This window comes from Clostridium estertheticum (assembly GCF_011065935.2).
GTDB classification, from domain to species: domain Bacteria; phylum Bacillota; class Clostridia; order Clostridiales; family Clostridiaceae; genus Clostridium_AD; species Clostridium_AD estertheticum_A.
Genome location: NZ_JAAMNH020000001.1, coordinates 4,460,747 through 4,484,798, shown reverse-complemented (window position 1 = coordinate 4,484,798; position 24,052 = coordinate 4,460,747). Strand labels below are relative to the sequence as shown.

Sequence of the window (24,052 nt, the reverse complement as noted above, 5' to 3'; positions counted from 1 at the left end):
GCCTCAGTGAAGGAAGTGTGTTTATTAAATATATTAGTGCGCCATAAAAGATAAAAAGAGTATGCTATAAAAGTGATAATTTAGCATAATGAAGGAACGTATTCATAAAAACGTTAAATCCATATTTTAATAATTTTTTTCTTGCGTTTTTCTCGAAATGTTGTAATATATTAGTATAATAACTAAAATTAATAGTCATGTTAATATAGTAACCGGGGGGTAGTATTGTGGATTATTTAGAAAATTTAAATTATTTAAACATAAAAACATCAAAAAAAATATATAGGAATTTACCGGTATCAGACTTGGTAAGTTTTGCATTGCTAAGAGGTGAAGGTACTTTAACAGAATCGGGTGCATTGGCTGTAAATACAGGGAAATATACAGGAAGATCTCCTAAGGATAGATTTATAGTTTCACAAGAAAGTGTTGTGAAATTAATAAATTGGGGAGAGGTAAATTTACCTATAGAAGAAAAGGTTTTTGATAATTTGTATCGTAAAGTAAGTGAATATTTAGGTGATAAAGAATTATTTGTATTTGATGGCTACGTTGGTGCTATGGAAGAATATAAACTACCTATTAGAGTAGTAAATGAGCTTGCTTCCGAGGCATTGCTTTCTAATCAATTATTTAGAAGGCCAGATAAAGCAATGCTTAATAATCATGTGGCAGAATTCACAGTTATTGCGGCTCCTGGATTTAAGGCAAAAGGAGCAATTGACGGAATAAACTCTGAAGCTTTTATTCTAGTGAATTTCGATAAGAAAATTGTGTTAATTGGTGGAACGCAGTATGCAGGAGAAATTAAAAAATCTATTTTTTCAATAATGAATTTTCTGTTGCCACTAAGAGGTGTATTTCCAATGCATTGCTCTTCTAATATAGGTAAAGATGGTGAGACTGCAGTATTTTTTGGCTTGTCAGGTACAGGAAAAACTACGCTGTCCGCTGATCCAGAAAGAAAGCTTATAGGTGATGATGAACATGGTTGGTGTGATAGCGGAGTGTTTAATTTTGAAGGCGGATGTTATGCTAAAACTATAAAGTTAGATAAAGATAAAGAAAGTGAAATTTACTCAGCATTAAAATTTGGAGCATTGCTTGAAAATGTTGTGATTGATGATAATAAGATGCCTGATTATGATGATGGTAGATTAACAGAGAATACCAGAGGAGCTTATCCACTAGAATATATCCCAAATGCAGAACTCAGTGGAATTGGTGGACATCCTAGTACCATAATATTTTTAACAGCAGATGCTTTTGGAGTTATTCCACCAATTTCAAAGCTTTCCAAGGAAGCTGCCATGTATCATTTTATTTCAGGATATACAAGTAAGCTTGCGGGCACAGAACGTGGAATTACGCAGCCAAAAGCTACTTTTTCATCTTGCTTTGGAGAACCTTTTATGCTAATGAAGCCGTCTGTTTACGCAAAACTTTTAGGTGAGAGAATAGATAAACATGATACTGAGGTATTTCTTATAAACACTGGTTGGAGTGGTGGAGGATATGGTGTAGGTTCAAGAATGAAACTGTCCTATACAAGATCCATGGTAAAAGCAGCACTTGATGGCACGCTTAAGAGTGTGGCTTATACACAGCATCCAATATTTAAAGTAGCAGTGCCAATAGCGGTGCCAAATGTTCCCTCTGAAATATTAAATCCAGAAAATACATGGGGAGATAAAAAAGCTTATAATTTAAAAGCTCGAGAACTTGCCTCTAAATTTACTTTGAACTTCAGTAAATTTAAAGGAGTTTCAGAGAGCATAAAGCAAGCTGGTCCATTAAGTATATAATACAAAAATCCCACGGAAAAGATTGCAATAAATCCCGTGGGTTTTTTATGTAATTTTTGCTAAAAATATGATATACTCATTAAATAAATGTGAATCTATTGTAAGGTAGAGAACACTTTATAATTTATTATTGAACAATGCAAATAATAAGGAGGATTTATGAAAAAAAATAGTATTCCTTATAGAATTTTATTTTTTATTCTTATAACAGCAGCTATAATTTTTTGGAATTTTAAAGCTAAATCTGATTTAAATGGTAGGGAAGAGGGTTTAAAAATTACTAAATGGGAAAATTTTTATAGTGGAGATAATATTCATTTTTATTACTTAAATCCTCAGAATGAAAACTTATTAAAACTTAAAAAAACCTATGGACTAGATAAAATTATAGATGAAAAAAAAGATCAGTTTGATAACTCTATAAAAATCATGGAATTTATTAATGGAAAAGTAAAAGCACAAAGTACCTCCATGACTAGTGATAAAAATGCTTTAGAAATAATGGGGGCAGCTTTTGGAGGAGCTAAAATATCAGATAGTGATTATGCAATTATTTATGAAGAGTGTTTAGCGTCTGTTGGAATTAATGTACGGCGCGGGGTATTAAGAAGCACTGATAAAAAAATTAGTGGGAAATCCTATTTTAATGTATGTGAAATATGGAGTGACAATTACAATAAATGGATAATGATAGATGGTGTCAATGGATCTTATATGACAGATGCAGAGATTCCACTAAGTGCTGTTGAAATTATAAGCAAGGGAATAGACGCAGTTAAAATCGCCCCTTTAAAAGGTACTAAGATGTATGTCAAAAATATGAAGAGCTATTATGAAAGCTATAGTATATCTGTGGATAATAATAAATATGGTGAGCTAAAGAGCAATTCCAAACTTACTTTTTTGAAAGAAGGGCAACTTCCAAGGTTAGAAACAAAGGAGGGGTTTATTCAACCTACTATATTTGTCAATAAACCGCAAGTGTTTAAAACATCTCCTAAAATAGATTATGTGAATACGGGTGTGGAGAAAATCCCAACTTTAATATTTGCAAAGAAAGACTTAAAAAATGATACGAAAGAAGTGGATAATTTTACGGTTGGAGCTTTTATGAATAGCTATATGCTTACAAAGTATTTCATAAGCGTTAATGGCCGTGACTATATAAAGGTAGATACTTTTATTGACCTGCAAATTGTCAAAGGAGTAAATTCTATTAAATTATCACAAGATGGTAAGACGCTGCTTAGGGAAGTGATAATAGAAAAATAAACATTTAAACAATAAATTAAATTCTAACTATGTTCTTTGCTTGAATATAGTATAATGGAAAAGGTTTTATAAATTATTGCTATAAGGAGCGGATGATACATGGATTTAAACATTATATTGGTACTAAAAGCTATAATAATAGCTATAGTAGAAGGAGTAACAGAATTTATACCTATTTCCTCCACGGGGCATATGATTATTGTGGGAAATATGATAAATTTCAAAGGTGCATTTGCAAATTCATTTGAGGTAGTCATACAACTCGGGGCTATTCTTGCAATTATAGTTTTATATTGGAATAAAATATGGAGTTCAGTTGTGGAGTTTTTTAAGGCAAAACCCTCAGGAATTAAGTTTTGGACTAACATTATAGTGGCATTTTTACCAGCTGCAGTATTTGGTTTTCTTCTAAAAGATAAAATAGAAGAATATCTTTTTAATCCAGGCACTGTAGCCTTGGCTTTAGTAGTTGGTGGAATTCTAATGATTATTATAGAAAATAAATTTAGGCATTTGGATAAAACAAAAAGTATAGAGAAAATAACTATTAAACAGTCATTTAAAATAGGATTATTTCAATGCTTTGCACTATGGCCAGGTATGTCTAGGTCAGCATCTACTATAATGGGAGGTTGGATTTGTGGTGTTTCTACAGTTGCTGCAACTGAGTTTTCATTTTTCCTCGCAATACCAACTATGGTCGGAGCTACAGCATTAACACTATTTAAAAGTGGAATGAATTTTAGTAGTGGTGAAATTATTACTTTGGTTATTGGATTTGTAACGGCCTTTTTAGTTGCTTTAATTGTAGTTGAAAAATTTGTTTCTTATTTAAAGAAGAAACCTATGAAGGTTTTTGCTATTTATAGAATAATCGTTGGTATAGCATTGTTATTTTTAATTAAATTTGCTAATATTTCAATATAAGTAATAATGGTTTAGGGCTAAAGTTGATGAATAACTTCTTTAGCTTTAGTTAGTAATTGAAATAATATGTTGCTTTAATATTTAATGTGCTACACAATATTCTATCAATATTCAATTTTACCCATTTTATACCCCAATATATTCTAAATTATGATATTTTATTTTATTAAGCTATGCTATTTGTGAAAAGTTGAGAATATTTCACTAATAGCAGCGCATCATTTATATTTTCCGCTTTAAGGTGTATAATAAGTCAAATAGAGTTTGGGGGAATGTATATGGCGCAGAAAATAAAAAAAATAGGAGTATTAACTGGTGGGGGAGATTGTCCAGGATTAAATGCAGTAATTAGGGCCGTTACTCGTAATGCAATTTTAAATTATGGTTATGAAGTAATTGGTTATAGATTTGGATATAGAGGATTATATAAGAATGAAACAATGCCACTAACACTAGAGACAGTGTCAGGAATTCAACATAAAGGTGGAACTATATTATATTGTTCTAATAAAGATAATTTGTTTGATTATACTGTTGAAGAAAATGGTATTAAGGTTAAAAAAGATGTATCAGACATAGCAATTGAAAACATGAGAAAAGAAGGCGTGGATGCGCTAATAGTTATTGGTGGAGACGGTACACTTACAAGCGCTAGGGATTTTGGAAGAAAAGGTGTTAAGGTAATAGGAGTTCCAAAGACTATAGACAATGATTTAGCATCTACAGATTTTACTTTTGGATTTAATACTGCAGTAGGTGTGGCAACAGATGCCCTTGATAGACTCCACACTACAGCTGAATCGCATCATAGGATAATGATACTGGAAGTTATGGGAAGAAATGCAGGTTGGATTGCACTAGAGTCAGGTGTTTCAGGATCAGCAGATGTAATTTTAATTCCTGAAATAGATTTTGATATCTGTAAAATTGTTAAGAAGATAGAACAACGTGAAAAAGAGGGGAAATTATTTAGTATTATTGTGGTTGCAGAAGGTGCAAAGGAAAAAGGCGGGGACGTTGTAGTTAGTAAAATAGTTGCAGATAGCCCAGATCCAATAAGACTAGGTGGAATAGGCAACAAATTAGCTTACCAGTTAGAACAATTAGTGAAAAATCATGAAATTAGATGTACGGTCCTTGGTCATATCCAAAGAGGTGGAATAACATCATCCTTTGATAGAATGCTTGCTACTAGGTATGGTGTGGCGGCTGTTGATTTAGTAAGCACTGGAAAATTTGGAAATATGGTTTGTCTTACAGGAAATAAAATATCTTATGCACATTTAGAAAATGTTATAGGAGATACGAAAAATGTAGAACCCAGCGGCGAATTAGTTAAAGTAGCTAGAAGCATTGGAATTTCATTTGGAGATTAGATTAATAGGCCACTTTAGCATTGCATTAAAATATGGAGTACAGCAATTGTTGTACTCCAGATAAAACCAGGAGGATATTATGAAAGTTATAAAAAAGTATTTAGAAACAAGAGAAGGTACTTATAGTTTTTATTTTGAAGAAATAAATAGTGGATATCTTTATGGGTTGAATGAGAATAAAGAAATGGTATCAGCTGGGTGTATAAAATTACCACTAGCTATGGTTTTGCTTAAAGAAGTGGAAGATGGGAAAATAGATTTACAATCTAAAATTAAAATAGAAGCAGAGGATAAGACCCACGGTTCAAATGGAATTATACATGAGCTTTCAGGGAAAGAATATTCACTTTATGACTTATTAATAGCAATGCTTATACAAAGCGATAATACTGCAGCAAATAAAATAATTGAAATTTTGAGCATGCAGCGAATAGATGAATTATTTGTGGGTATGGGCCTTAAAAACACTAAGTTGAAAAGGATTACAACAGATGCTAAGTTGGAACAGGATGAGTTAGAAAATATTACTAGTAGTTTTGACTTAAGTAAGTGTTTTAAACTACTATATCTAAAGCAATACTTAAATGAAGAAAATAGTAATTTGCTTTTAAGAATATTAAAAAAACAACAGGTTACGAATAAATTACCGTTTTATGTACCAAAGCAGATTCAACAAAATATTGCAAATAAAGGGGGTAGCCTTGATACTGTTGAAAATGATACATCAATAATTATGATTGAAAAGGGGAATTTCCTTTTTACAGTAATGGCTAACAACTTGCCTAACAATGTTTATGGAATAACTACTATATCTAGGGTTGGGAAGATGATGTGGGATATTATTGATAAGGATTGGAAATAGATTAAGAGGTTTTTTCTTAGATTATGCTATAACGAAAAGTATATATTGCTAGGAATGCTTTCACTTCGCCAAGTAATTCTAAAATTTATTTTATTCACAGGTGCTAAAAAACATTAACTCGCTTACGCTCAAACAAATGTTTTTCTTAACGCACCTGCAAATAAAATAAATTTTGAATTACTAAGGCTTGTTCAAAGTATTCTACGCAATATATACTTTTGTTAGCATAATCTAAGAAAAAATATTTAATTCAAATCTCATACTCCGAACAATAGATTTAAAAATCTTTGTATTTGATTTTAATTATATCTTGAATAGCTATTGTATAAAAATCTTATATGCGGTAGATAAGCGTTGATGATAGGAGCTCGCATAAATAAAGGCATATCTAAGAATTTTTATTAAATATGCCTTTTTATCTGCGTTGTCGCGCATAGAAATAAAAGGTTTTTTATTCTATAATCTACATAATAATTAGCCCATGAAATAATATGTATTTTAGCAAAGAAAATAGCAGGGGTTATAATATTATAACTTCTGCTACTTTTATTTATTAATTCGCTTTAAAATAATATTTCGTAATATTAAATTGTTAATTAGTTTTAATATCTTTTTTTATAATATCTTGATAATTAGGAGGTAACTCTAAATAATAACTACTAATATGTTCAAATTTAGTTACCTTTACTTCACCAGTTCCATCCACAGTAATTGTAATACGGTCAACTCCTACACCAAGATGTGGTCCAACATATGGGATTACCTCCATTTTAATCACAAAAACAAATGTACGATAACCATTAGGTCTTTCAACACTTAAAATATCAATATTCCAAGGGTCAACTCCTGGTATATCAGTTAGAAATTTTGTATAATAATCACCAACAGATTTCTGTATATATGGCATAAGCAGAGAGCAAAAAATATCTTGATATAATTCTTCCTTTGAATGTTGAAGTGGTTTATTTGTAATTGCATAAACACTATATGATGGAAGTTGCATACATATAAGGCTTGCAAATAATAGTGCTATAATTATTTTTTTCTTCATAATTAACATCCTCCATATTTTATAGTATTCTTTACATCAGTAATTATTATTCCTTGAAGGTTATTTATGAAAGCAGAATTTAAAAATATAATTCATTAATTAGTAATTTTCTTATATAATTTCCAGTTTCAAGTTCGCTTGCAAGACACGTAGGAGAAAGTTAATACTGACTATTTAACTACTGTTGTAAGTGCGGCAGGTGATAAATTGACAGAAAATATAGAAAAGTGTTGACAAGACAAAAGATAGGTACTATACTTAAAAAGTCCCTGTATGATAAGGTTATCATGGGTCTATAGCTCAGCTGGTTAGAGCGCACGCCTGATAAGCGTGAGGTCGATGGTTCGAGTCCATTTAGACCCACCATTGTTATTTTTGGCTTAATTTTAGGCTATGTTAGACAATATTGAGGATAAACTATATAAAATTGGCTTGTCGTAAATAGACAAGCCAATAAACGTTTCCTTATTATTAAAGTATCGTAAATTTATAATTGATGAACTATATAAGAAAACTGTAAAACAACACAACCTCAGATAATGCTTATACTGCATTGTTAACTTTATCTGTTTTAATATTTCTATATTCTAAAATGGTCAGTACAATCATTACAACATCAATTAGTGTTAAAGCCAAAAGCATAATGGAATGAGTTTGGATGAAATGTTGCATTTGGATAACAATAAAAGCCATGAATATTACACAAGACATAGGATATGCCCATATCTTTTTTCTCCACAAAAGAATTAAAATAAGAATTTTAACTGTCCCATGCGTCAATAAATAAAACGATGTAAAATGTTGCATACTGATTGAGAATACATGGCTAAAAGAAACAAGATAATTCATTATAAAGTCATTCGGGTCTTCATATAACTCATTTTTTGATATAAATGTTATGAGTTTACTCATTCTTTCAGGTGTTAGAAAAATCAACAAAATACCACATAACACTTCTCCTATATCGTATAAACTCTTTACAATCAACCCAATATGGAAACTGGCATGTATATTTCTTTTATTTAATATATTATTCAAAATATTACCTCCATATAAACGCTCGCACATATAAATAATCTTTGCTTCATCATATTTTACAAGTGTTTACTAAATTATAGTTTATTTATATACTAATTATAACATAGATTTCAAACAACCCTGCCCTTACATACCATTTCAAGGATAATATTATTGTTTCTATCAATTGCTGTGGCTACACATATCTGTTCATTGCTTATACCACTTTTTTTATGATTACCCTTGAACGACTCGGCTACAAAGGTTTCGCTTACCATTTAACTTGCCATTCTTAAAACATGAGTTGAATTACAATGAGGGCAGACCTCTCCCTTGGCCACCTCATGAATGTATTTATCACCTTATTATGACACATTCTGCAAAAATATATACAATATCACTATTTATGTCTAACATAGCCTAAATTAAAAGTAATATATTAAAAAGAATTTTTAAAAAATAATTAGCTATTACGCTGGTTATTTTTTTATGCTTAAAAATACAATAGAGTTCGTGAACTTATATATTTTTACAAATAGTATGAAAGGGAACTGGAATAAGTTTGAATATTATGTTATTATATGGATAAATATAAAAAATACCAGGATTGAATACTAGGGTTGAATACTAGGAAGAATGGGGGGACTATGATGCTTTTTAAAAAACAATCATTAATGTATAAAGAGGCAGAGCAAAATGAAATTGGGTTAATTGATAGGGGACAATTAACAAAGATTGTTAACCGCCAAAAATATCAAAAACTTATAACTATGAAGGCTGACAAGGATGTGGAAGAGTCTTTAGACGTAACTGAGATACTACTTAAATCTGTAGAAGATATTAATATGGAAATGGATAGGCAAAATAATCATATAGAAAAAACGGTTCGAGCTTCCTTTGAAGTTAGCGAGTTTTCTAAAGAAGTGAATGCTAAAGTAGATGAAACAATAACTATTATAGATAGTACATTAGAAAAAGCAGTTTTTGGGCAACAGTCAGTAGTAAATGTTATGGAGAGTATACAAAATGTTCAGAGAACAGTAGAAAATATGAGATCCATTATGATGGAACTTGTGGAAAAATCAAATAAAATTAAAGGTATTGTGGGTACTATAAAAGGCATTGCTAAAACTACACATCTACTATCTCTAAATGCAAATATCGAGGCAGCAAGGGCAGGGGATGCAGGACGAGGATTCTCAGTAGTTGCTGGAGAGGTTAAAAAATTAGCAGAGAACAGTTCTATTTCAGCAAATGAAATAGATAATATTATTTTAGATATTAGTAAAGTAACTGATGAGACTTTAGATATAATTATGGAAGGCATTACAAAGGTTGTAGATAGTACTAATACAGCTAAGGATGCTGGCAAAGCTATAGATTATATGATGAAATCCGTAGAGGACACTAAAACAATATCACAGAACATTGCATATGCAGTTAAAGAACAGTCAAATAAAAATGAATATATGACATCTGTAATAAATGATATGGTACTAGCATCTGTTAGGGTAAAAAACTTTAATGAAAACATATCAGTTAATGTAGATAGACAAAAGGCCTCATTGAACATTCTTAAAGACACAATAAAAAATTTAAATGAACTTAGTCAGTTTAATAGTAATGAGGAGTTAGCTACAAAATCTACTTTCACTATGTACTCAGCCCAGGCAAAGAATTTTGATCCAGCTATGGCAATAGAGATAGCTACTACAAAATCAATATCGCCTATTAACATTGGTATGGTTCAGTTTGGAATAGGTACAGAAGTTATTGGAGCACTAGCTAAAAATTGGCATGTTGAAGATGATGATATTACTTGGAATTTTAATTTGAGAAAAAATATGAAATTTCACAATGGAAGGAACATAACTTCAAAAGATATTAAGTATTCCTATGAGAGATTATTAAGCAAGAAATTAGATTCGCCTAACAGATGGTTTTTATCCTTTATTAAGGGAGCAGAAGATTTTTATTCGGGGAAAAAGTCTGAAGTAGAAGGTATAGTCCTTAAGGGTGATTATAACCTAAAGATAGTACTAGAGTATCCCTATAGCTCTTTTGTAAACAATTTAGCACACTGTTCTTGTTCAATATTGTGCAAAGAGGAAATAAATAATTTAAATTCTAATCCAGTGGGTGCAGGACCTTATGAATTTTTCAAGCAGGACATAGAAAATAAACAATTAATTTTAAAAAAAGTTAAGGATTATCCACTAGGTGAGGCACTAATGGATGAAATTATTGTTAGAGGGGGAATTGACAATAGTATTGATGATTTTTTAAAGAATGAATTAGACTATGTTGAGGTAAGCGCTAATAATATAAGTAAGGTAGCAAATGCAGGTTATGAAATAAAAAGAACAGAATGTATAGGATCTAGATTTATACTATTTAATTTTAAGAGTAATAACGTGTTAATAAGGAATAAAAGCTTAAGACAAGCCATTAATTATTGTATTGATAAGGAAAAAATTATAGTGGAGGGGTTAGCGAATACTGAAATAGCTGCAAAAGGAATATTCCCAACAAGTATTATTGATAATAGTACATTAGTGGGTTATAGGAGAGATTTAAATAAGGCGAAGGAACTTATGAAAAAAAATAACATTAGTTCTGGTACATTAAGCTTTCCAGTAACTATAAATGAAAATAAAAATGGACTACAATATATGTTGGCTAATATAATTGGAATCAACCTGAAGGAAATTGGAATAACCTTAAATGTAATAGAATTAGATGCTGAGACTTACAGTAAACAAAGTGGGAATTATGATATGCAACTATATGGGTGGCTCGGAGACTCAGGCACAGCTGATAATTTCATAGAACCCTTAATAGATATAAATAATACTTCTATTAAGAATACCTACAATAACCCTAGATTAATGGAAATGCTAGATTTAGCTAAGAAAAGTAGAAATCCTTATAAATATAGAGAACTTATGTGCAACATAGAAAAAGAGATGGTTGAAGATGCACCATATATTTTCTTATCACATATATGTGTTTCCTACGCACTTAATAATAAAATTAAAGGGTTGAAAGTGCATTCGCTAAATATGATAAATTTAGAAGATATCTGGAAAGAAGATTAGAGATAGATGGAGGTATATGGGACCTAGAGCGGTGTCAGTTTCCTCCAAATCTACTTGTAGTTATACCATCGCTTATGAGTACAATATTTTTATCTAAATCAGTTCTATAGATAATGCAATTTAATTTTTTAAGCTTATCTAGGGTTTCACTATTTGGATGACCATAACTATTATAGGCTCCACAGCTTATTACCGCAATTTTTGGTGAAACTCTATTTAAAAATTCTTGCGTGGTGGATGAATTACTACCATGATGAGCTACTTTAAGAACTTCAGCTTTTAAATTATAACCTTTATCTAATATCTCATCCTCACTTAGTTTTTGGATATCACCTGTAAACAAAGAAGTTGAATTTTTATAAGATACCTTTAGGACGCAGGAGTAATTATTAGTGTCTTTGTAGGTGGTTCTATTAGGTGATAGCATAAGACAGGTGACACCCGGTCCTAAATCTAATGTTATATTAGGTTTAGCTATTTTTATTTTAAGACCTTTACTTTTTAAAGCTCTAATCATATCTTCAAAGGATTGGGAGGAAGATGTAGCTTTAGGAGCATAAAATTCACCCACTTTAAAAGCTCTAATTACACTAGCCATACCCCCTATGTGATCATCATGGGGATGAGTTGCAATTATGTAGTCCAGTTTTGTAATGTTATTATTTTTTAGATACCTAATTAATTCTGTATTTGAATCGCTGGTACCACTATCAATTAATAGGTTTTTGTTATTTACTTGAATAAGGATACAATCACCCTGTCCTACATCAATAAAATGAGTGACCATTTTGTTTTCCAAGTTTATGGTGGTTTTTATATTATTTTTATAAATTACAACTATAGCTATAGATATAGTTAGGAAAACTAATAAAGAGCAAATTAAGGCATATTTTAACCAGGGTTTCTTTGGCATATGATTAATCTCCTATATAGTATTTTAAGTACATAAATAATTTTATCCACTTAAATAAAAAAATATCAATATTTAAGAAAAAACCATGCTTCGAATTACACTTTACTTATTCTTAAGTGGAAAAATTTGAATTAAGGGCTATTAACTAGTATAATTATAGTTGTATTTATAATTTAATCTTAAAATGAAAGGAACAGAGATATGAGAACGGTATATTTTTATTTGCGTCTTATTATTGATTTGATTGGGAAAGGTTTTAAGGAAGTACAACTTAATAGCTTAAAAAAGCATAAAACTACAGAAGAGGTGGATGCGTATCTATCTAAGGTAGTTAGGGATTGGTCTAATTTTGTAATTAGGATTGCAGGTTTGAATTTAACTGTGATAGGAAAAGAAAACATACCAAATGAACCTTGTGTTTTTGTTGGAAATCACCAAAGTAATCTTGATATACCAGTGATATTATCTAGTATGGATAGACTCACAGGAGCAGTTGCTAAAAAGGAAATGGAAAAAATACCAGTAATGAGCTATTGGATGAGGCAAATTCATTCTGTATTTATGGATAGAGAAAATCCAAGAGAGGCTTTAAAATCAATTTCAGAGGGTGTTGAAAATTTAAAAAATGGATATTCTATGATTATTTTTCCAGAAGGTACTAGAAGTAGAAGTAATAATATGGGGGAATTTAAGAAGGGTAGCATGAGGCTCGCAATAAAAGCAGGGGTACCCATTATTCCTATAACCTTTTATGATACAAATAAAGCCATGGAAGGTAATAACGGAAAAGTTAAAAAGGCTAATGCAAAGCTTATAATAGACAAACCTATATATATGGATAAAATGTCAAAGGAAGAAAAAGCGGAGATTTCAGAATTAGTAAAAAATATAATCCAAACAAATATAAATGTGGAAAATGAGAAGAAATAATGAAAGAAGTAGCTTTTAATTAAAAGCTACTTCTTTAAATTTTGTGATGGATTTATAAGCAAAACTGTAGCTTTTGATCTAGTCATAGCTTCAATACTATATCTTATGCCTTGGGTACCCATACCAGAGGATTTTGTTCCAGAAAAAGGAAAATGGTCAGGCCCTCTTTCGGGTTTATTATTAATTTGAACGGTGCCTACCTCCAGTCTACTCGCGATATTAAAGGCATCATCTATATTTTTAGTATAAATAGAGGTTTGAAGACCATATTCAGATCTGTTAGCTATTTCAATAGCTTCCTCAATGTCTTTAACTCTAATAACTGGGAGTACTGGGCCAAAGGGTTCCTCCCAAGCGAGCCTCATATCTGTAGTAACGTTATCAAATAAGGTTGGGTAAATAAGATTATTAATTCGCTTATTTCCACATAATAACGTTGCACCATGGTGTATGGCATCGTCAATGAGCTCTTGAACAAAGTCTGCAGCTTTGTTATCTATGAGTGGGGTTATCTCGGAGCCATCTTCTGGATTTCCTACTTTAAGTAATTTGATATTTTTCATTAATTCACTTATGAGGTTATCTGCAACATCATTTATAACTAAAACTCTTTTAACAGCGGTGCATCTTTGGCCAGAATAGCTAAAGGCACCTGTAACGATATCTTCTCCAGCACTTTCAATATCTGCATCGCTGAGGATTATAGCTGCATCTTTGCCACCAAGTTCCATAATCATAGGTACCATACCAGCAATTACAGCTATATGCTTTCCTACCTGCGTACTTCCAGTAAAATTTATAAAATTAATATCCTTGTGGGTTACTAAATAATCACCTATTTCGGAGCCTTTTCCTGTTATTGTGTTTAAAACTCCATGTGGAACTCCAGCTTCATGAAAAATTGCTGCTAGATGGAGTGAGCTAATAGCTCCTTGAGTGGAAGGCTTTAAAATTACACTATTTCCACCGATAAGGGCTGGGGCTATTTTAGAAGCAGCAAGATTAATAGGGTAATTAAAGGGGGAAATTGCAAGGACAACGCCAACTGGGACTTTGGTGACGAAGGAGATTTTGTTTTTCTTAAAACCGGGAAAATTATCAGCACCTATAGTTTCACCTTCTAAATTTTTACCAGCATCAGCAGTAAATCTTATAAAATCAGCAGTCCTTTTTATCTCAGCAATGCAGGAATGTTTGTCTTTAGCAATTTCTACTTGCATAATGTAAGATAAGTAATCAACATTTTCATCAAGTAAATCAGCCGCTTTATGCAAAATTGATGCACGAGAGCTAATGGCCATATTAGCCCAAATCTTTTGAGAAGCTTTTGAATTTGCAATAACCATATTAGCTTCGTCTTTGTTCGTAGCTGGTATTTTACCTACTAAATGGTTGTCTACAGGAGAGAAAATATCTATGGTATTATTAGACGTAACCCAATCACCATTAAATAAATTTTTGTAATGCTTATCTTGGCACATACTATCAAACAATATGAAACACCTCGCTTTAAGATTGTTAGATTAGGCATACTATATAAACAACAAGAATATACTCTTGCAATTTATTTGTTTGTGCCTCATTATAGTATTAACAAAAGATAAGTATATTATTGATTGGGAAATGTTTGTTATTATTGCAACACTTTATTAATAATTAGTCGTGTCTTTTGGTCATGAGGTCTTGGATTATAGATATTTTAGATTGTAATAGTGTATTTTGATTTTCAAGTTTTAACATGTTTTTTTGAACTTCCTTATTTTTATTATCTAAAACCCTCAGTGTTTTTTGAAGTTTTTTGTTTATGTCCGTTTTTTCTTTGATAATTGGTTTATACATTTTGCTTAAAGTAAAATTATTATTGATTAAAAGGTTTATTTTATTATAAAATTCCATTAGAAATAGTTTATTTTTTTTACCAACATATTTTAAGTTGGAAATAATCCAATCTATAAATTCATTCATATATAATCACCTCGATTATATTCTACCTAAAGAATGCTAAGAAAGGCAAGGTAAAGTTAATGGATAAAAGCACCAATAACTACTATTTAGAGACAATTAAGAATAAAATAAAGAAGCTAGACCTTAAAAAAGCACAATATGAATTAGAAATAATGCAGCAAAATAATTTTTTAGAGAATAATAATTCAGCAGTGCAAAAATTAAAATGTACAAATGATGTGTTACATGATGAATATAATAGTCTAATAAGATTACTTCAGAAAGAAGGAATAATTTTCGAGATAAATTTTAGTGAATATATTCCTCAGCCCTGGGACAATCTATTTATAGTAAAAGGTTCAAAGGGTTATGAAATTCAAAGTAAAACAGGTATTAAATTAATGATGTTAAATGAAAAATTTTTAAAGATTATACAAGACATAAACAAAAAAGATTCCTATAGTTTAATTGTAATAAGAGTTATGGATAAAACTGCCTTGGTTCAGCTAAGATTTACTTAAAAGTTCTCAAAGTAGAGCGTATGAAATTTATTCAAATAAAAAAGAAGCTGAATTTTAAATTTCAACTTCTTTTTTATCATGGTTAGAATATTTATTTAGTGGTTATTTAACCTCAGTTCTGTCAATGTCTTTATCTCTGTCTCTTCCTAAGAAGGATAAAGAATATAGGCCAGCTATACCTACTAGAGAAAATATAATTCTAGTAAATGCTGTTCCAGTACCAAATAAGCTTGATACTAGGTCAAATCGGAAAAATCCAATTAACCCCCAATTTACAGCTCCTATAATAACTAATACAAGTGCAGTAGTATCTAATGCTTTCAACTTACACATCTCCTTTTTTAATTAAGTTTGCAGTATTAGTGTTTGCAATTTTTAAAAAATTATTACTGCATTATAAAAAATTATTTTATTTCGCCATAGTTTGTTTAAAATTTCATCATCTATTTTAAAACAGTGTTCTGATCCGGGAAAAGTTCCTTCATTAACCTCTTTAATATAGGATTTAAATCCATCTCTCATGAGATCTCCAACATTTGCAAAGTTTTTTACAAACTTAGGTTTGAGATCTGAGAACATATTAAGCATATCCTGATATACTAAAATTTGCCCGTCACAGCCACCACCAGCACCGATTCCAATAGTTGGTATAGATATTTCCTATCTGCAAGTCTTGAGGGGATACATTCAAGTACAAGAGCAAAGGCACCTGCTGCTTCTATTTTTTTTGCATCTTCAATAAGTTTTTTTGCATCAATAATATTTTTACCTTGGACTTTAATGCCTCCAAACATATTAACAGATTGAGGAGTTAGACCAATATGACCCATGGATAAAACTAGTAGCTTTAGTGATAAATTTTTATACATTTTGATATCTTCTGGTGGTATAGCGCCGATATGCTGTTTTACTGTGTTTAAATCATTTCTTTCAATAGGACCAGTTAAAGCATTAATGAAGCCTTTGGTTTTTATATTATCAATATTATTTTGAAGCAAGGGCAATAATGCTTGCAGCGCATCATTTTCACTAATACCACATTGACTTAAGTAACTGCACCCAGTATTAATTAAAGATAATACTAAATTTGATACTGTGACGCTAGCTAAGTGGTAAAGGGCCTTATCCTCTTTATTAATAACAAAAGATTTATTACCTAAAGAATGAATAAAAGCTTCAAGCGCCTGTATATGATTTCAGGTCCTTCATTGAACCCTCCCCCACCTGTAGAGGAAGGGGATTCTTTTTTATAAAGAAGTTTGCTTTAACTTTGGACCTAATAAATTAGGCAGCCTTATTCTTTTTGGCGTGTCCAAGTACGCCCTATACTGTAAATATTTCTATTCCCAGCCTACATTTAAGCTATTCTTGTCCTTATGGGGTTTAAATACTCTTTATGATTTAAGTTAATTTGTTTTATGTTAGATTTTCTCATTATATTAAGTGAGCCATTTATATCAGCATTTAATATCAAGTCTTTAGATGATTTGTATTGTCCTCTTGATATTCTTTTACCACTAAATAAGTATCTTTTCTTATTCAAAGCACTATAAATAGGCATACTATCATTTGCTAAAAAATCAGCTTTTGAAGTATAGCTTTCTTCTTGTTCTATTAAATTAATATTATATCTTTGGCTCTGATAAGTCAGCCTTTCTCTTATATTACCAATTGGAATATTAACAAAGTTTTGATTATTGACTTTACCCAAATTTACTTTTCTTTGAATAGTTGGGTTATAACCAACTACAATACTACCTATATCGTTATTTAAACAATAATCAATAATTACCCTAACGGTCTTATTGAGATAATCATTAACTCTATTACTCCTTTTATTCCATAGTTTCTTCTGAGCTTTAGTGGTCGTTTTAATCTTTTGCTTATCTTTAATTGATTGGAGTCTACTATTTTCCTTATTAGCCCATTGATTAATGGATTTAAGTTTTTTTCCGTCAATTATAAATGCTTTACCATCATTAATAGTACAAGCACATAAATTATCTATTCCTAAATCAATAGCAAGTGTGTTGTTTTTATTTAAATTTCCTTTGAACTCATCAATTTCATATACCCATTGAATTTCAAAGAACCTTGCATCATTTTTAGGTAATATCCTAACTTCTTTAATTGCCTTACCTTTTAAATTTGAAGGTATGTTAATCTCAACCTTACCATAAAGCCTTTTGAAAGTAGTTGACATTGGTACTGAAAATTTATCTTTAGAAGAATTAAATTCATTAAAGATAAGATTAAAAAATCCATCTTTAGGTAAGTACCCAGGTAATTTAATATCTCTATATTGATATTCTCCTTTTTTAGCCATTTTTATTAAAGCAAAAAATGACTTGAAGTTTCTATCAGCAACTTTCAGCATTTGCTGTGCTGAATTACTATTAAGCATAGTGTAATTCTCATTATATTTACATAGGTGATAATTGCTGTTGTATCCAAGAAACTTCTTTTCAGTAAAATAATATTGTCTAATATTATATAAAGCTACGTTATACATATTTTTAGATAAAAAACATAGTCCTCTAAGAGCTTCATAATTGCTAGAATTTAAATGCTTAAGCTGTTGTTTTTGAACACCAAATAAGACTGATTTAGTAATTTTTTTAGTCATTATGAATCCTCCGCTCTTGAATATTCATAATAATATTATTTACTATATCCAAAAAAATATAACAATTTACTTTATTTATAAAAAAATAATAAAAGAGGTTGCTACAAGGTTGGCTAACGCCAAATGAAAATTCACCACCCACTTATAGAAGATGGGTGTACCCTTTTCATAATACGATAGAAAAACGAGCATTTTGTAAGTTCTTATAAGCATTATATTTATCAGAAAATGGGAAAATAGGGTGAATTGAATATGCGAATGCATCTGAATTGTTTTTATCTAAAAAAATGCTAGAGGTTAAGGAACCACTAGTATGACATATTATTTTATTAGTTAAGTCTAAATTTGATAATTTCTGCGAGTAGTAATAAAAATCATTGAACTATCCCGTACCAAATCATTAATGTTTTCATAAGCTTTTGAGTTAGTAAATTCAGATGCTTCTTTAGCATCTTTGTATAATTTACTATAGTATCCAGATAACGTTATTCCTTTCAAGGAAAAATATTTTCCAAGGGAAAAACCTACCTTTCCACAACAAATAAAGCCGATAACCATAATATCGCCTCCAATGTAATACAGTAACCTCAGGTATCTGAGGGTGGAAGACTCCTGTATAGCTGTCTCATTCATAAAGATATGAGCAGAAAAAACAAACTAAGCTGTTTTAATGGATTAGCCACCACTGTGGATTATGCCACCGATGTGGATAAAGCCGCTAATAATATGCTAAACAATTCGGTGCAGTTCGTGTTCGATACTACCCACAAATATTTTATCATATTTTTTTTCGAATACAAATATAAATATATAAATTAATGCATAAGCTATTGATATATATTGAAAAATGTTTGATAATGTATAGTATACGTTTATTTTCATGCAAATTATAGAAAAGAGGGGATAAAATGAGTACCTTTATAACAATACTTAGCATCGTGGCATTTTCAATTGTTGTTCTTGTGGTATATAATGTATTAAAAACTTATGTACTATATAAGGTAAAGGTTAACAAGTGGATAATACTTGGGCTCGCTATGGTATTATTTGTGGTTCCTATGCTTGTATGGCCAACTATGCCAAAATATGTAGCAAACTATGTGATACCAGGAGTATTTGTATTCTTATTTTTATGGTTTATGGATTTGTCAGGCTTTATTAAAAAGAGAAATGTTCCAACTACAAATTATACAATAGGTTCTAAAAAAGATAAGAAGGCCGACATTGTAATGAGGCCTAAGGCTAAACCCAATAGAATTAAAAACAATAATAATAGTAACAATAAAAAATAATTTTAAAAGGAGTATAAATTTCTATATGAAATTTATACTCCTTTTTCTGTGCTATGCACATTAGTTGTTAACTGTCCCTAAAACATTTTTACGCCACCTACGTAGGTTTGTAAAACATTTATATTCTTTATATTGTCTTTTTCAGTATGCACAATATCCTCTGACAAGACAACAAAATCAGCTAATTTTCCTATAGATATACTGCCTTTAATATCTTCTTCAAAGCTCATGTAAGCAGAACCTAGAGTATAGGCTTTTAAAGCTTCAACAACAGTTAAGTTTTGAGAACTGTACCAGCCTTCTTTAGGGTACCCTTTTAAATCTTTCCTAGTAACTGCTGCATATATACCTTCTATAGGGTTAAAACTCTCAATTGGTGCATCGGAGCTAAAGGCAACTGGAATATTTAAACCTAACATGTCTTTCCAAACATAACTTTTTTCTGCACGGGTTTTCCCAACTGCACTTTCTACAATAGGATAATCAGTCATAACAAAGGAAGGTTGAACGTTAGCCACTATATTTAGTTTTTTAAATTTGTTAAGTAATTCATCGTTAGTGAACTGACAGTGAACTATGGTTAATCGCAAATCTTTATTTTCAGAGGCAGTTATTATTTTTTCATAAGAATTTAAAATAGTTTCTGTAGCATTATCTCCTATAGCATGGATAGTTATTTGAAAGCCAGCATTATGCGCAAGTTTAGTAATGTTATCTAGAGAAGCCTGGTTGTAAATTAAAACGCCTGTAGTGGCTACATCGCAGTACTCCTCTTTCATAGCAGCAGTTCTACCACCTAAGGATCCATCTTGAAATAATTTTACGGGGCCTATCTTCAACATATTACTTCCTAAAGTGGATTTTAATTTTAAATTAATCGCTTCTGATAGACTTTTCTCATTAGGCAAGTTTAATTGTAGAATAAATCTTAGGGGAAGAGCTTGTTCTACTTCTAATTCTCTATAGGCTTCCAGTAAGTTCTGCAAACATCCGCAGTGCGTTAGATCTTCAGTTTGGATGGTGGTAATACCTACCTTTAGAGCATCCATAAAAGCGGACTTTAATAAGGTTTTAATTTCCTCCTTGGGCATTTTAGGTAGCACGCTTGAGACTAAATTCAGTGCATTTTCTCTAAGTATTCCTGTTGGAATTCCATTTTCACTGTCAATAATACCACCCTCTGGATTTTTAGTTTTGGAGTTGATATTTAGTAATTCTAAGGCCTTAGAATTAAGCACTCCTATATGGCCGCATATTCTGGCAAAATATATAGGGTGCGACCTACTTATTTTATCAAGGTCATATCTAGTTGGAAGTCTTCTTTCGGAAAATAAATTATGATTCCAACCTCTAGAAATTATCCATTGCCCATCTGAAATACTACGAGCTTTTATGTGTTCTTTAGTTACACTTATGAGTTCATCAATAGAGGGGATATTTAATAAGTTAACATTATTCTTTTGAGTAGCATAGTTTAAAAAATGCATATGGGCATCATTAAAGCCCGGAACAACGGTATTACCTTTAAGATCAACTATGATGTCATTTGGCTTAGATAAGCACAATATTTCTTCATTAGTGCCTACTGCTTTAAAAATACCATGTTCTACATAAAATGCTTCACATAATTTGTCTCCATCTAAAGTTATAATGTTTCCGTTGATGTATGCAGGCATTTTAACATCTCCTTTGAATATCTTATTTGAACTAAAATTTTTTATTAGAGGATGCTATAACGAAAAGTATATATTGCTTGAAATGCTTTCATGTCGCCAAGTGATTCTACAATTTATTTTATTTACAGATGCTAAAAAAGCAAACTCGCTCCGCTCAAACATGCTTTTTTATTTACGCATCTGAAAATAAAATAAATTATGAATTACTAAGGCTTATTCAAATGCATTTCTATGCAACATATACTTTTGTTAGCATCCTTTAATAAAAAAGAGTTAATTTGAAAATGAAATAGTATGATTAGTTGTTAACTGTCCCCGTTATTTTGCAAATGCAAAGCCCTCATAATTGAGGGCTTTGCATTAGTAGCCGTACAACTATGGGGTATCCTGAAAACCCTCATAAACGTTGAAACTAGGTAGCCTAATAAATGTAACAAATACAACTCCACCTGTACTGAACGTATAGGTGGTTTTTTCTTGCGTACAACTATGAGGTGTACTAGGAATGTATATTAAGTATCTTTATGCATAAAATTACTGTTTAATCTTTCTTCAGTTTTCTATCTAATAACTGATTCTTATATATTTCACTGTTCATATACTTTTGTGGATCTTTTTCAATAACTTTTATTATCTTAGCGGATTGTTCTTCTGATATTTTTTTTTGAGCCGTTCTGCATTCATTCATATACTTCATTACATCTCCCATTACTGGGCTTTTTATTCTTTGCTTTCCAACCTTATAACTTCCCTTTTTAATTTTTATATAAGTGTTTTTCCACTTTTCTTTTCTGGGTTTTTTTAGAATTGTACATATTAAAATTCCCGAAATATTAGATATAACATAGTATCCATTATAATCTTTGAAAGTTACAGTCCAGATATATTTTTTGTTCTACTAAGTAAATAATCTCTTAAGATCTCTTCACTTTCAACTAGAACATCTAACTCTTGCTCCGATATTGAATTACTTGACTTGAAATCTAAAACATCTAAATAAAGATTACGCCAATTAACAGAAGAAATAAAAAAACTTAACCATTCTTCATATTTAAATTCCTTTAAAGCATCTCCCTTATATGGGTGAAAAATTTTATTTGCAAATAATGTTTCTGAAACATTAAATAAATCTTCACAATCTCCGCATAATAGATACTGTTTGTCCCCATCTTGAATTCTTTCATCTGGATTAAAAGGATTACGCATAAATCCAGTAGCAGATTTTTTAATAATTCTCCTAAAAACAAATTTAGGTATAATATGACTTAACTCTAAAGTACAATTCTCCTTTTTACACAAAGCACATGTTCCAATTTTATCCTCTTCCTTGTTCTTCATACTGCCCCACTCCCCATAGTTTTACTTTATAAATATAGTATAACACCGATTGTTGCTTATATAAGGTGAATCCTACATTCAACATTAAAATACATGAGAAATGTATTCCACAAAGATATAATAAGAAAAGAATAGTGCCAAAGTTATAACATTTACATTATGAGTTTGCTCTAATATAGTCTTAAATAATTGTATAAGTGTATCTATTTTACTAATAATATCGGAAACTTTTTAGATATATTAAAGTACCAGTTAGTCCCGTCATTAGGATCATATTTAAAACCACATTTATCCATAGCACCTTTAAACTCTCCATTATTTATGGGGAATTCACAAAACAAATCCTTTAAATATAGGCTTGTTTTATCTTTATATCTTTGTTTAATTTGTTTTAATGTTCTATATATTGAATTCTTTATAGTAATCGCATTTGATATCATGTTAGATGGGTTAATTCTTATAAATGCTTCTGATAAAATATCATCAATAATACCTTCATTAATATAAATATAGGTATAACTATCAAAATCTTTACTTTTTTTATGATTTACTAAGGATGCCTCAAGACCTTTAACAACTTTATTTATAGAGATAATCTTATTATCTTTATAAAAGAATACTAAAAGTGGATACTTTATATTTGTAACATCAACTATGTTCTTATCTATATTTGAACTCATTTCTTCCATGATAGTTTTATTAAAGAATATATCTAAATCCTCTTTAGTTAAAGTTCTTTCTGTTTCATAGTATTTTTCTATATAGTTTTCATGTTCTTTTTTCTTATTTAATTTATTTTCTTCCGCATGTTTAGGAAAGTCATTTTCTATTTCATATAGGCATTTTTTTAGATTTTCCCTGCTGAAACCTACTGTATTTAGAATTAAATCTGCATTCCAAGTAACATCATAATTAATGACAAATTTAAGATCTGATATTATATTTCGTAATATATCAAACGATTGATAACCATGACTATAATATTCTCTATATACATCCATATTATAGGCAGTAAATGCTGTGTCTTTAATTCTATAATAATCAGCCATTATGTCTTCGCCATGTTCTACATAGTATTTAAATGCAACCAAGTAGACATCTGTTTCATCTTGCATAACATAATTAGAATCTTTTAAACCATGAACAGGATATCTTTTTAAAAAATCTGCTAACTGTTCCATTGTAAAATTAACTTCTTTTTTATTCTTCATAAATGCTTCATAGTAAGACATTTAGCCTCACTAAAACTCACCCCTTTATTTCATAATTATTTTTCAATTAAACTCTAACATGATTATATACAAATATTAGTGTTTTTTATATAGTAATAATCCAATATGTTTTTATAACTCTTTGCAGAAATAAGAGTACGGTTTGAATCAATTAAAGACACTCCTTTAAGTT

At 30.4% G+C, this 24,052-nt stretch carries 21 protein-coding genes, 1 tRNA gene and 2 pseudogenes; 10 read left to right on the top strand and 14 right to left on the bottom strand.

Annotation, left to right across the window (positions count from 1 at the left end; all coding sequences use genetic code 11):
* The first annotated feature begins 227 nt into the window (after positions 1 to 227).
* The 5 genes from pckA (at position 228) to G9F72_RS21355 (ending at position 6,242) form a co-directional block, all read left to right on the top strand.
* Positions 228 to 1,805, top strand: coding sequence for a phosphoenolpyruvate carboxykinase (ATP) (pckA, locus tag G9F72_RS21375; RefSeq protein WP_164958295.1), 1,578 nt, complete (start codon positions 228 to 230; stop codon positions 1,803 to 1,805).
* Between the two features lie 159 nt (positions 1,806 to 1,964).
* Complete coding sequence (locus G9F72_RS21370) at positions 1,965 to 3,077, top strand: hypothetical protein (protein WP_164958296.1); 1,113 nt, start codon at positions 1,965 to 1,967, stop codon at positions 3,075 to 3,077.
* Between the two features lie 99 nt (positions 3,078 to 3,176).
* Positions 3,177 to 4,004, top strand: coding sequence for an undecaprenyl-diphosphate phosphatase (locus tag G9F72_RS21365; RefSeq protein ID WP_164958297.1), 828 nt, complete (start codon positions 3,177 to 3,179; stop codon positions 4,002 to 4,004).
* Positions 4,005 to 4,282: 278 nt separating this feature from the next.
* Positions 4,283 to 5,380, top strand: coding sequence for a 6-phosphofructokinase (locus tag G9F72_RS21360; protein ID WP_164958298.1), 1,098 nt, complete (start codon positions 4,283 to 4,285; stop codon positions 5,378 to 5,380).
* A 79-nt stretch (positions 5,381 to 5,459) separates the two neighbouring features.
* Positions 5,460 to 6,242 carry a serine hydrolase gene (locus G9F72_RS21355; protein ID WP_164958299.1) on the top strand — a complete coding sequence of 261 codons (783 nt, stop codon included), beginning with the start codon at positions 5,460 to 5,462 and terminating at the stop codon, positions 6,240 to 6,242.
* Between the two features lie 592 nt (positions 6,243 to 6,834).
* On the opposite strand, the gene G9F72_RS21350 is transcribed toward G9F72_RS21355, so the two are convergent.
* Positions 6,835 to 7,293 carry a DUF3888 domain-containing protein gene (locus G9F72_RS21350; protein WP_164958300.1) on the bottom strand — a complete coding sequence of 153 codons (459 nt, stop codon included), beginning with the start codon at positions 7,291 to 7,293 and terminating at the stop codon, positions 6,835 to 6,837.
* Between the two features lie 289 nt (positions 7,294 to 7,582).
* On the opposite strand from G9F72_RS21350, the gene G9F72_RS21345 reads away from it, so the two are divergent.
* Positions 7,583 to 7,659, top strand: a tRNA-Ile gene (locus G9F72_RS21345).
* A gap of 177 nt (positions 7,660 to 7,836) precedes the next feature.
* On the opposite strand, the gene G9F72_RS21340 is transcribed toward G9F72_RS21345, so the two are convergent.
* Both G9F72_RS21340 and G9F72_RS21335 read right to left on the bottom strand, forming a co-directional pair.
* Positions 7,837 to 8,331: a DUF2127 domain-containing protein gene (locus tag G9F72_RS21340; RefSeq protein WP_164958301.1), complete on the bottom strand. Its 495-nt coding sequence runs from the start codon at positions 8,329 to 8,331 to the stop codon at positions 7,837 to 7,839.
* A 116-nt stretch (positions 8,332 to 8,447) separates the two neighbouring features.
* Positions 8,448 to 8,585 (bottom strand): annotated as a pseudogene (locus tag G9F72_RS21335) (IS1595 family transposase); the annotation flags it as partial.
* Between the two features lie 375 nt (positions 8,586 to 8,960).
* Here G9F72_RS21335 and G9F72_RS21330 point away from each other — a divergent pair.
* Positions 8,961 to 11,408 carry an ABC transporter substrate-binding protein gene (locus tag G9F72_RS21330; RefSeq protein WP_164958302.1) on the top strand — a complete coding sequence of 816 codons (2,448 nt, stop codon included), beginning with the start codon at positions 8,961 to 8,963 and terminating at the stop codon, positions 11,406 to 11,408.
* Between the two features lie 34 nt (positions 11,409 to 11,442).
* Here G9F72_RS21330 and G9F72_RS21325 read toward each other — a convergent pair whose 3' ends face one another.
* Positions 11,443 to 12,321 (bottom strand): ComEC/Rec2 family competence protein, encoded by an 879-nt coding sequence (locus tag G9F72_RS21325; RefSeq protein ID WP_164958303.1) that lies wholly within the window; start codon positions 12,319 to 12,321, stop codon positions 11,443 to 11,445.
* A 201-nt stretch (positions 12,322 to 12,522) separates the two neighbouring features.
* Here G9F72_RS21325 and G9F72_RS21320 point away from each other — a divergent pair, with 201 nt between their 5' ends.
* Entirely contained in the window at positions 12,523 to 13,251 is a 729-nt protein-coding gene (locus G9F72_RS21320; protein WP_164958304.1) for a lysophospholipid acyltransferase family protein, read from the top strand.
* Between the two features lie 26 nt (positions 13,252 to 13,277).
* On the opposite strand, the gene G9F72_RS21315 is transcribed toward G9F72_RS21320, so the two are convergent.
* Both G9F72_RS21315 and G9F72_RS21310 read right to left on the bottom strand, forming a co-directional pair.
* On the bottom strand, positions 13,278 to 14,744 hold the full coding sequence (locus G9F72_RS21315) for an NADP-dependent glyceraldehyde-3-phosphate dehydrogenase (protein WP_164958305.1): 1,467 nt from the start codon (positions 14,742 to 14,744) through the stop codon (positions 13,278 to 13,280).
* A gap of 163 nt (positions 14,745 to 14,907) precedes the next feature.
* Positions 14,908 to 15,216 carry a hypothetical protein gene (locus G9F72_RS21310; protein ID WP_164958306.1) on the bottom strand — a complete coding sequence of 103 codons (309 nt, stop codon included), beginning with the start codon at positions 15,214 to 15,216 and terminating at the stop codon, positions 14,908 to 14,910.
* 59 nt (positions 15,217 to 15,275) lie between these two features.
* Between G9F72_RS21310 and G9F72_RS21305 the strand changes: the two genes are divergently transcribed.
* On the top strand, positions 15,276 to 15,716 hold the full coding sequence (locus tag G9F72_RS21305; protein WP_164958307.1) for a hypothetical protein: 441 nt from the start codon (positions 15,276 to 15,278) through the stop codon (positions 15,714 to 15,716).
* A 102-nt stretch (positions 15,717 to 15,818) separates the two neighbouring features.
* Here the strand turns inward: G9F72_RS21305 and G9F72_RS21300 are convergent, their stop codons facing one another.
* The 4 genes and pseudogenes from G9F72_RS21300 to G9F72_RS21280 all read right to left on the bottom strand — a co-directional run bounded on the left by G9F72_RS21300 (position 15,819) and on the right by G9F72_RS21280 (position 18,900).
* Complete coding sequence (locus G9F72_RS21300) at positions 15,819 to 16,040, bottom strand: DUF378 domain-containing protein (RefSeq protein ID WP_164958308.1); 222 nt, start codon at positions 16,038 to 16,040, stop codon at positions 15,819 to 15,821.
* Positions 16,041 to 16,091: 51 nt separating this feature from the next.
* A pseudogene (locus G9F72_RS27685) lies at positions 16,092 to 16,855 on the bottom strand (DUF2520 domain-containing protein).
* A gap of 218 nt (positions 16,856 to 17,073) precedes the next feature.
* On the bottom strand, positions 17,074 to 18,342 hold the full coding sequence (locus G9F72_RS21285) for an RNA-guided endonuclease InsQ/TnpB family protein (RefSeq protein WP_224675993.1): 1,269 nt from the start codon (positions 18,340 to 18,342) through the stop codon (positions 17,074 to 17,076).
* Positions 18,343 to 18,681: 339 nt separating this feature from the next.
* On the bottom strand, positions 18,682 to 18,900 hold the full coding sequence (locus tag G9F72_RS21280; protein ID WP_164957584.1) for a hypothetical protein: 219 nt from the start codon (positions 18,898 to 18,900) through the stop codon (positions 18,682 to 18,684).
* 350 nt (positions 18,901 to 19,250) lie between these two features.
* On the opposite strand from G9F72_RS21280, the gene G9F72_RS21275 reads away from it, so the two are divergent.
* Positions 19,251 to 19,634 (top strand): hypothetical protein, encoded by a 384-nt coding sequence (locus G9F72_RS21275; RefSeq protein ID WP_164957585.1) that lies wholly within the window; start codon positions 19,251 to 19,253, stop codon positions 19,632 to 19,634.
* Between the two features lie 77 nt (positions 19,635 to 19,711).
* Here the strand turns inward: G9F72_RS21275 and G9F72_RS21270 are convergent, their stop codons facing one another.
* The 4 genes from G9F72_RS21270 to G9F72_RS21255 all read right to left on the bottom strand — a co-directional run bounded on the left by G9F72_RS21270 (position 19,712) and on the right by G9F72_RS21255 (position 23,859).
* A complete protein-coding gene (locus G9F72_RS21270; protein ID WP_164957586.1) occupies positions 19,712 to 21,310 on the bottom strand; it encodes an amidohydrolase in 1,599 nt (532 codons plus the stop codon).
* 541 nt (positions 21,311 to 21,851) lie between these two features.
* Positions 21,852 to 22,019 (bottom strand): hypothetical protein, encoded by a 168-nt coding sequence (locus G9F72_RS21265; protein ID WP_224676207.1) that lies wholly within the window; start codon positions 22,017 to 22,019, stop codon positions 21,852 to 21,854.
* Positions 22,020 to 22,180: 161 nt separating this feature from the next.
* Positions 22,181 to 22,648, bottom strand: coding sequence for a hypothetical protein (locus G9F72_RS21260; RefSeq protein ID WP_202054861.1), 468 nt, complete (start codon positions 22,646 to 22,648; stop codon positions 22,181 to 22,183).
* Positions 22,649 to 22,851: 203 nt separating this feature from the next.
* Positions 22,852 to 23,859: a hypothetical protein gene (locus G9F72_RS21255; protein WP_224676206.1), complete on the bottom strand. Its 1,008-nt coding sequence runs from the start codon at positions 23,857 to 23,859 to the stop codon at positions 22,852 to 22,854.
* Positions 23,860 to 24,052 lie beyond the last annotated feature (193 nt).

Excerpts from the sequence above, each read along its gene's own strand:
- G9F72_RS21265 (WP_224676207.1), bottom strand. The coding sequence starts at position 22,019 with ATGGGAGATGTAATGAAGTATATGAATGAATGCAGAACGGCTCAAAAA.
- G9F72_RS21255 (WP_224676206.1), bottom strand. The coding sequence starts at position 23,859 with ATGAAGAATAAAAAAGAAGTTAATTTTACAATGGAACAGTTAGCAGAT.
- G9F72_RS21285 (WP_224675993.1), bottom strand. The coding sequence starts at position 18,342 with ATGACTAAAAAAATTACTAAATCAGTCTTATTTGGTGTTCAAAAACAA.
- G9F72_RS21360 (WP_164958298.1), top strand. The coding sequence starts at position 4,283 with ATGGCGCAGAAAATAAAAAAAATAGGAGTATTAACTGGTGGGGGAGAT.
- G9F72_RS21355 (WP_164958299.1), top strand. The coding sequence starts at position 5,460 with ATGAAAGTTATAAAAAAGTATTTAGAAACAAGAGAAGGTACTTATAGT.
- G9F72_RS21270 (WP_164957586.1), bottom strand. The coding sequence starts at position 21,310 with ATGCCTGCATACATCAACGGAAACATTATAACTTTAGATGGAGACAAA.
- G9F72_RS21260 (WP_202054861.1), bottom strand. The coding sequence starts at position 22,648 with ATGAAGAACAAGGAAGAGGATAAAATTGGAACATGTGCTTTGTGTAAA.
- G9F72_RS21280 (WP_164957584.1), bottom strand. The coding sequence starts at position 18,900 with ATGGTTATCGGCTTTATTTGTTGTGGAAAGGTAGGTTTTTCCCTTGGA.
- G9F72_RS21275 (WP_164957585.1), top strand. The coding sequence starts at position 19,251 with ATGAGTACCTTTATAACAATACTTAGCATCGTGGCATTTTCAATTGTT.
- G9F72_RS21330 (WP_164958302.1), top strand. The coding sequence starts at position 8,961 with ATGCTTTTTAAAAAACAATCATTAATGTATAAAGAGGCAGAGCAAAAT.
- G9F72_RS21320 (WP_164958304.1), top strand. The coding sequence starts at position 12,523 with ATGAGAACGGTATATTTTTATTTGCGTCTTATTATTGATTTGATTGGG.
- G9F72_RS21365 (WP_164958297.1), top strand. The coding sequence starts at position 3,177 with ATGGATTTAAACATTATATTGGTACTAAAAGCTATAATAATAGCTATA.
- G9F72_RS21350 (WP_164958300.1), bottom strand. The coding sequence starts at position 7,293 with ATGAAGAAAAAAATAATTATAGCACTATTATTTGCAAGCCTTATATGT.
- G9F72_RS21370 (WP_164958296.1), top strand. The coding sequence starts at position 1,965 with ATGAAAAAAAATAGTATTCCTTATAGAATTTTATTTTTTATTCTTATA.
- G9F72_RS21305 (WP_164958307.1), top strand. The coding sequence starts at position 15,276 with ATGGATAAAAGCACCAATAACTACTATTTAGAGACAATTAAGAATAAA.
- G9F72_RS21325 (WP_164958303.1), bottom strand. The coding sequence starts at position 12,321 with ATGCCAAAGAAACCCTGGTTAAAATATGCCTTAATTTGCTCTTTATTA.
- G9F72_RS21310 (WP_164958306.1), bottom strand. The coding sequence starts at position 15,216 with ATGAATGAATTTATAGATTGGATTATTTCCAACTTAAAATATGTTGGT.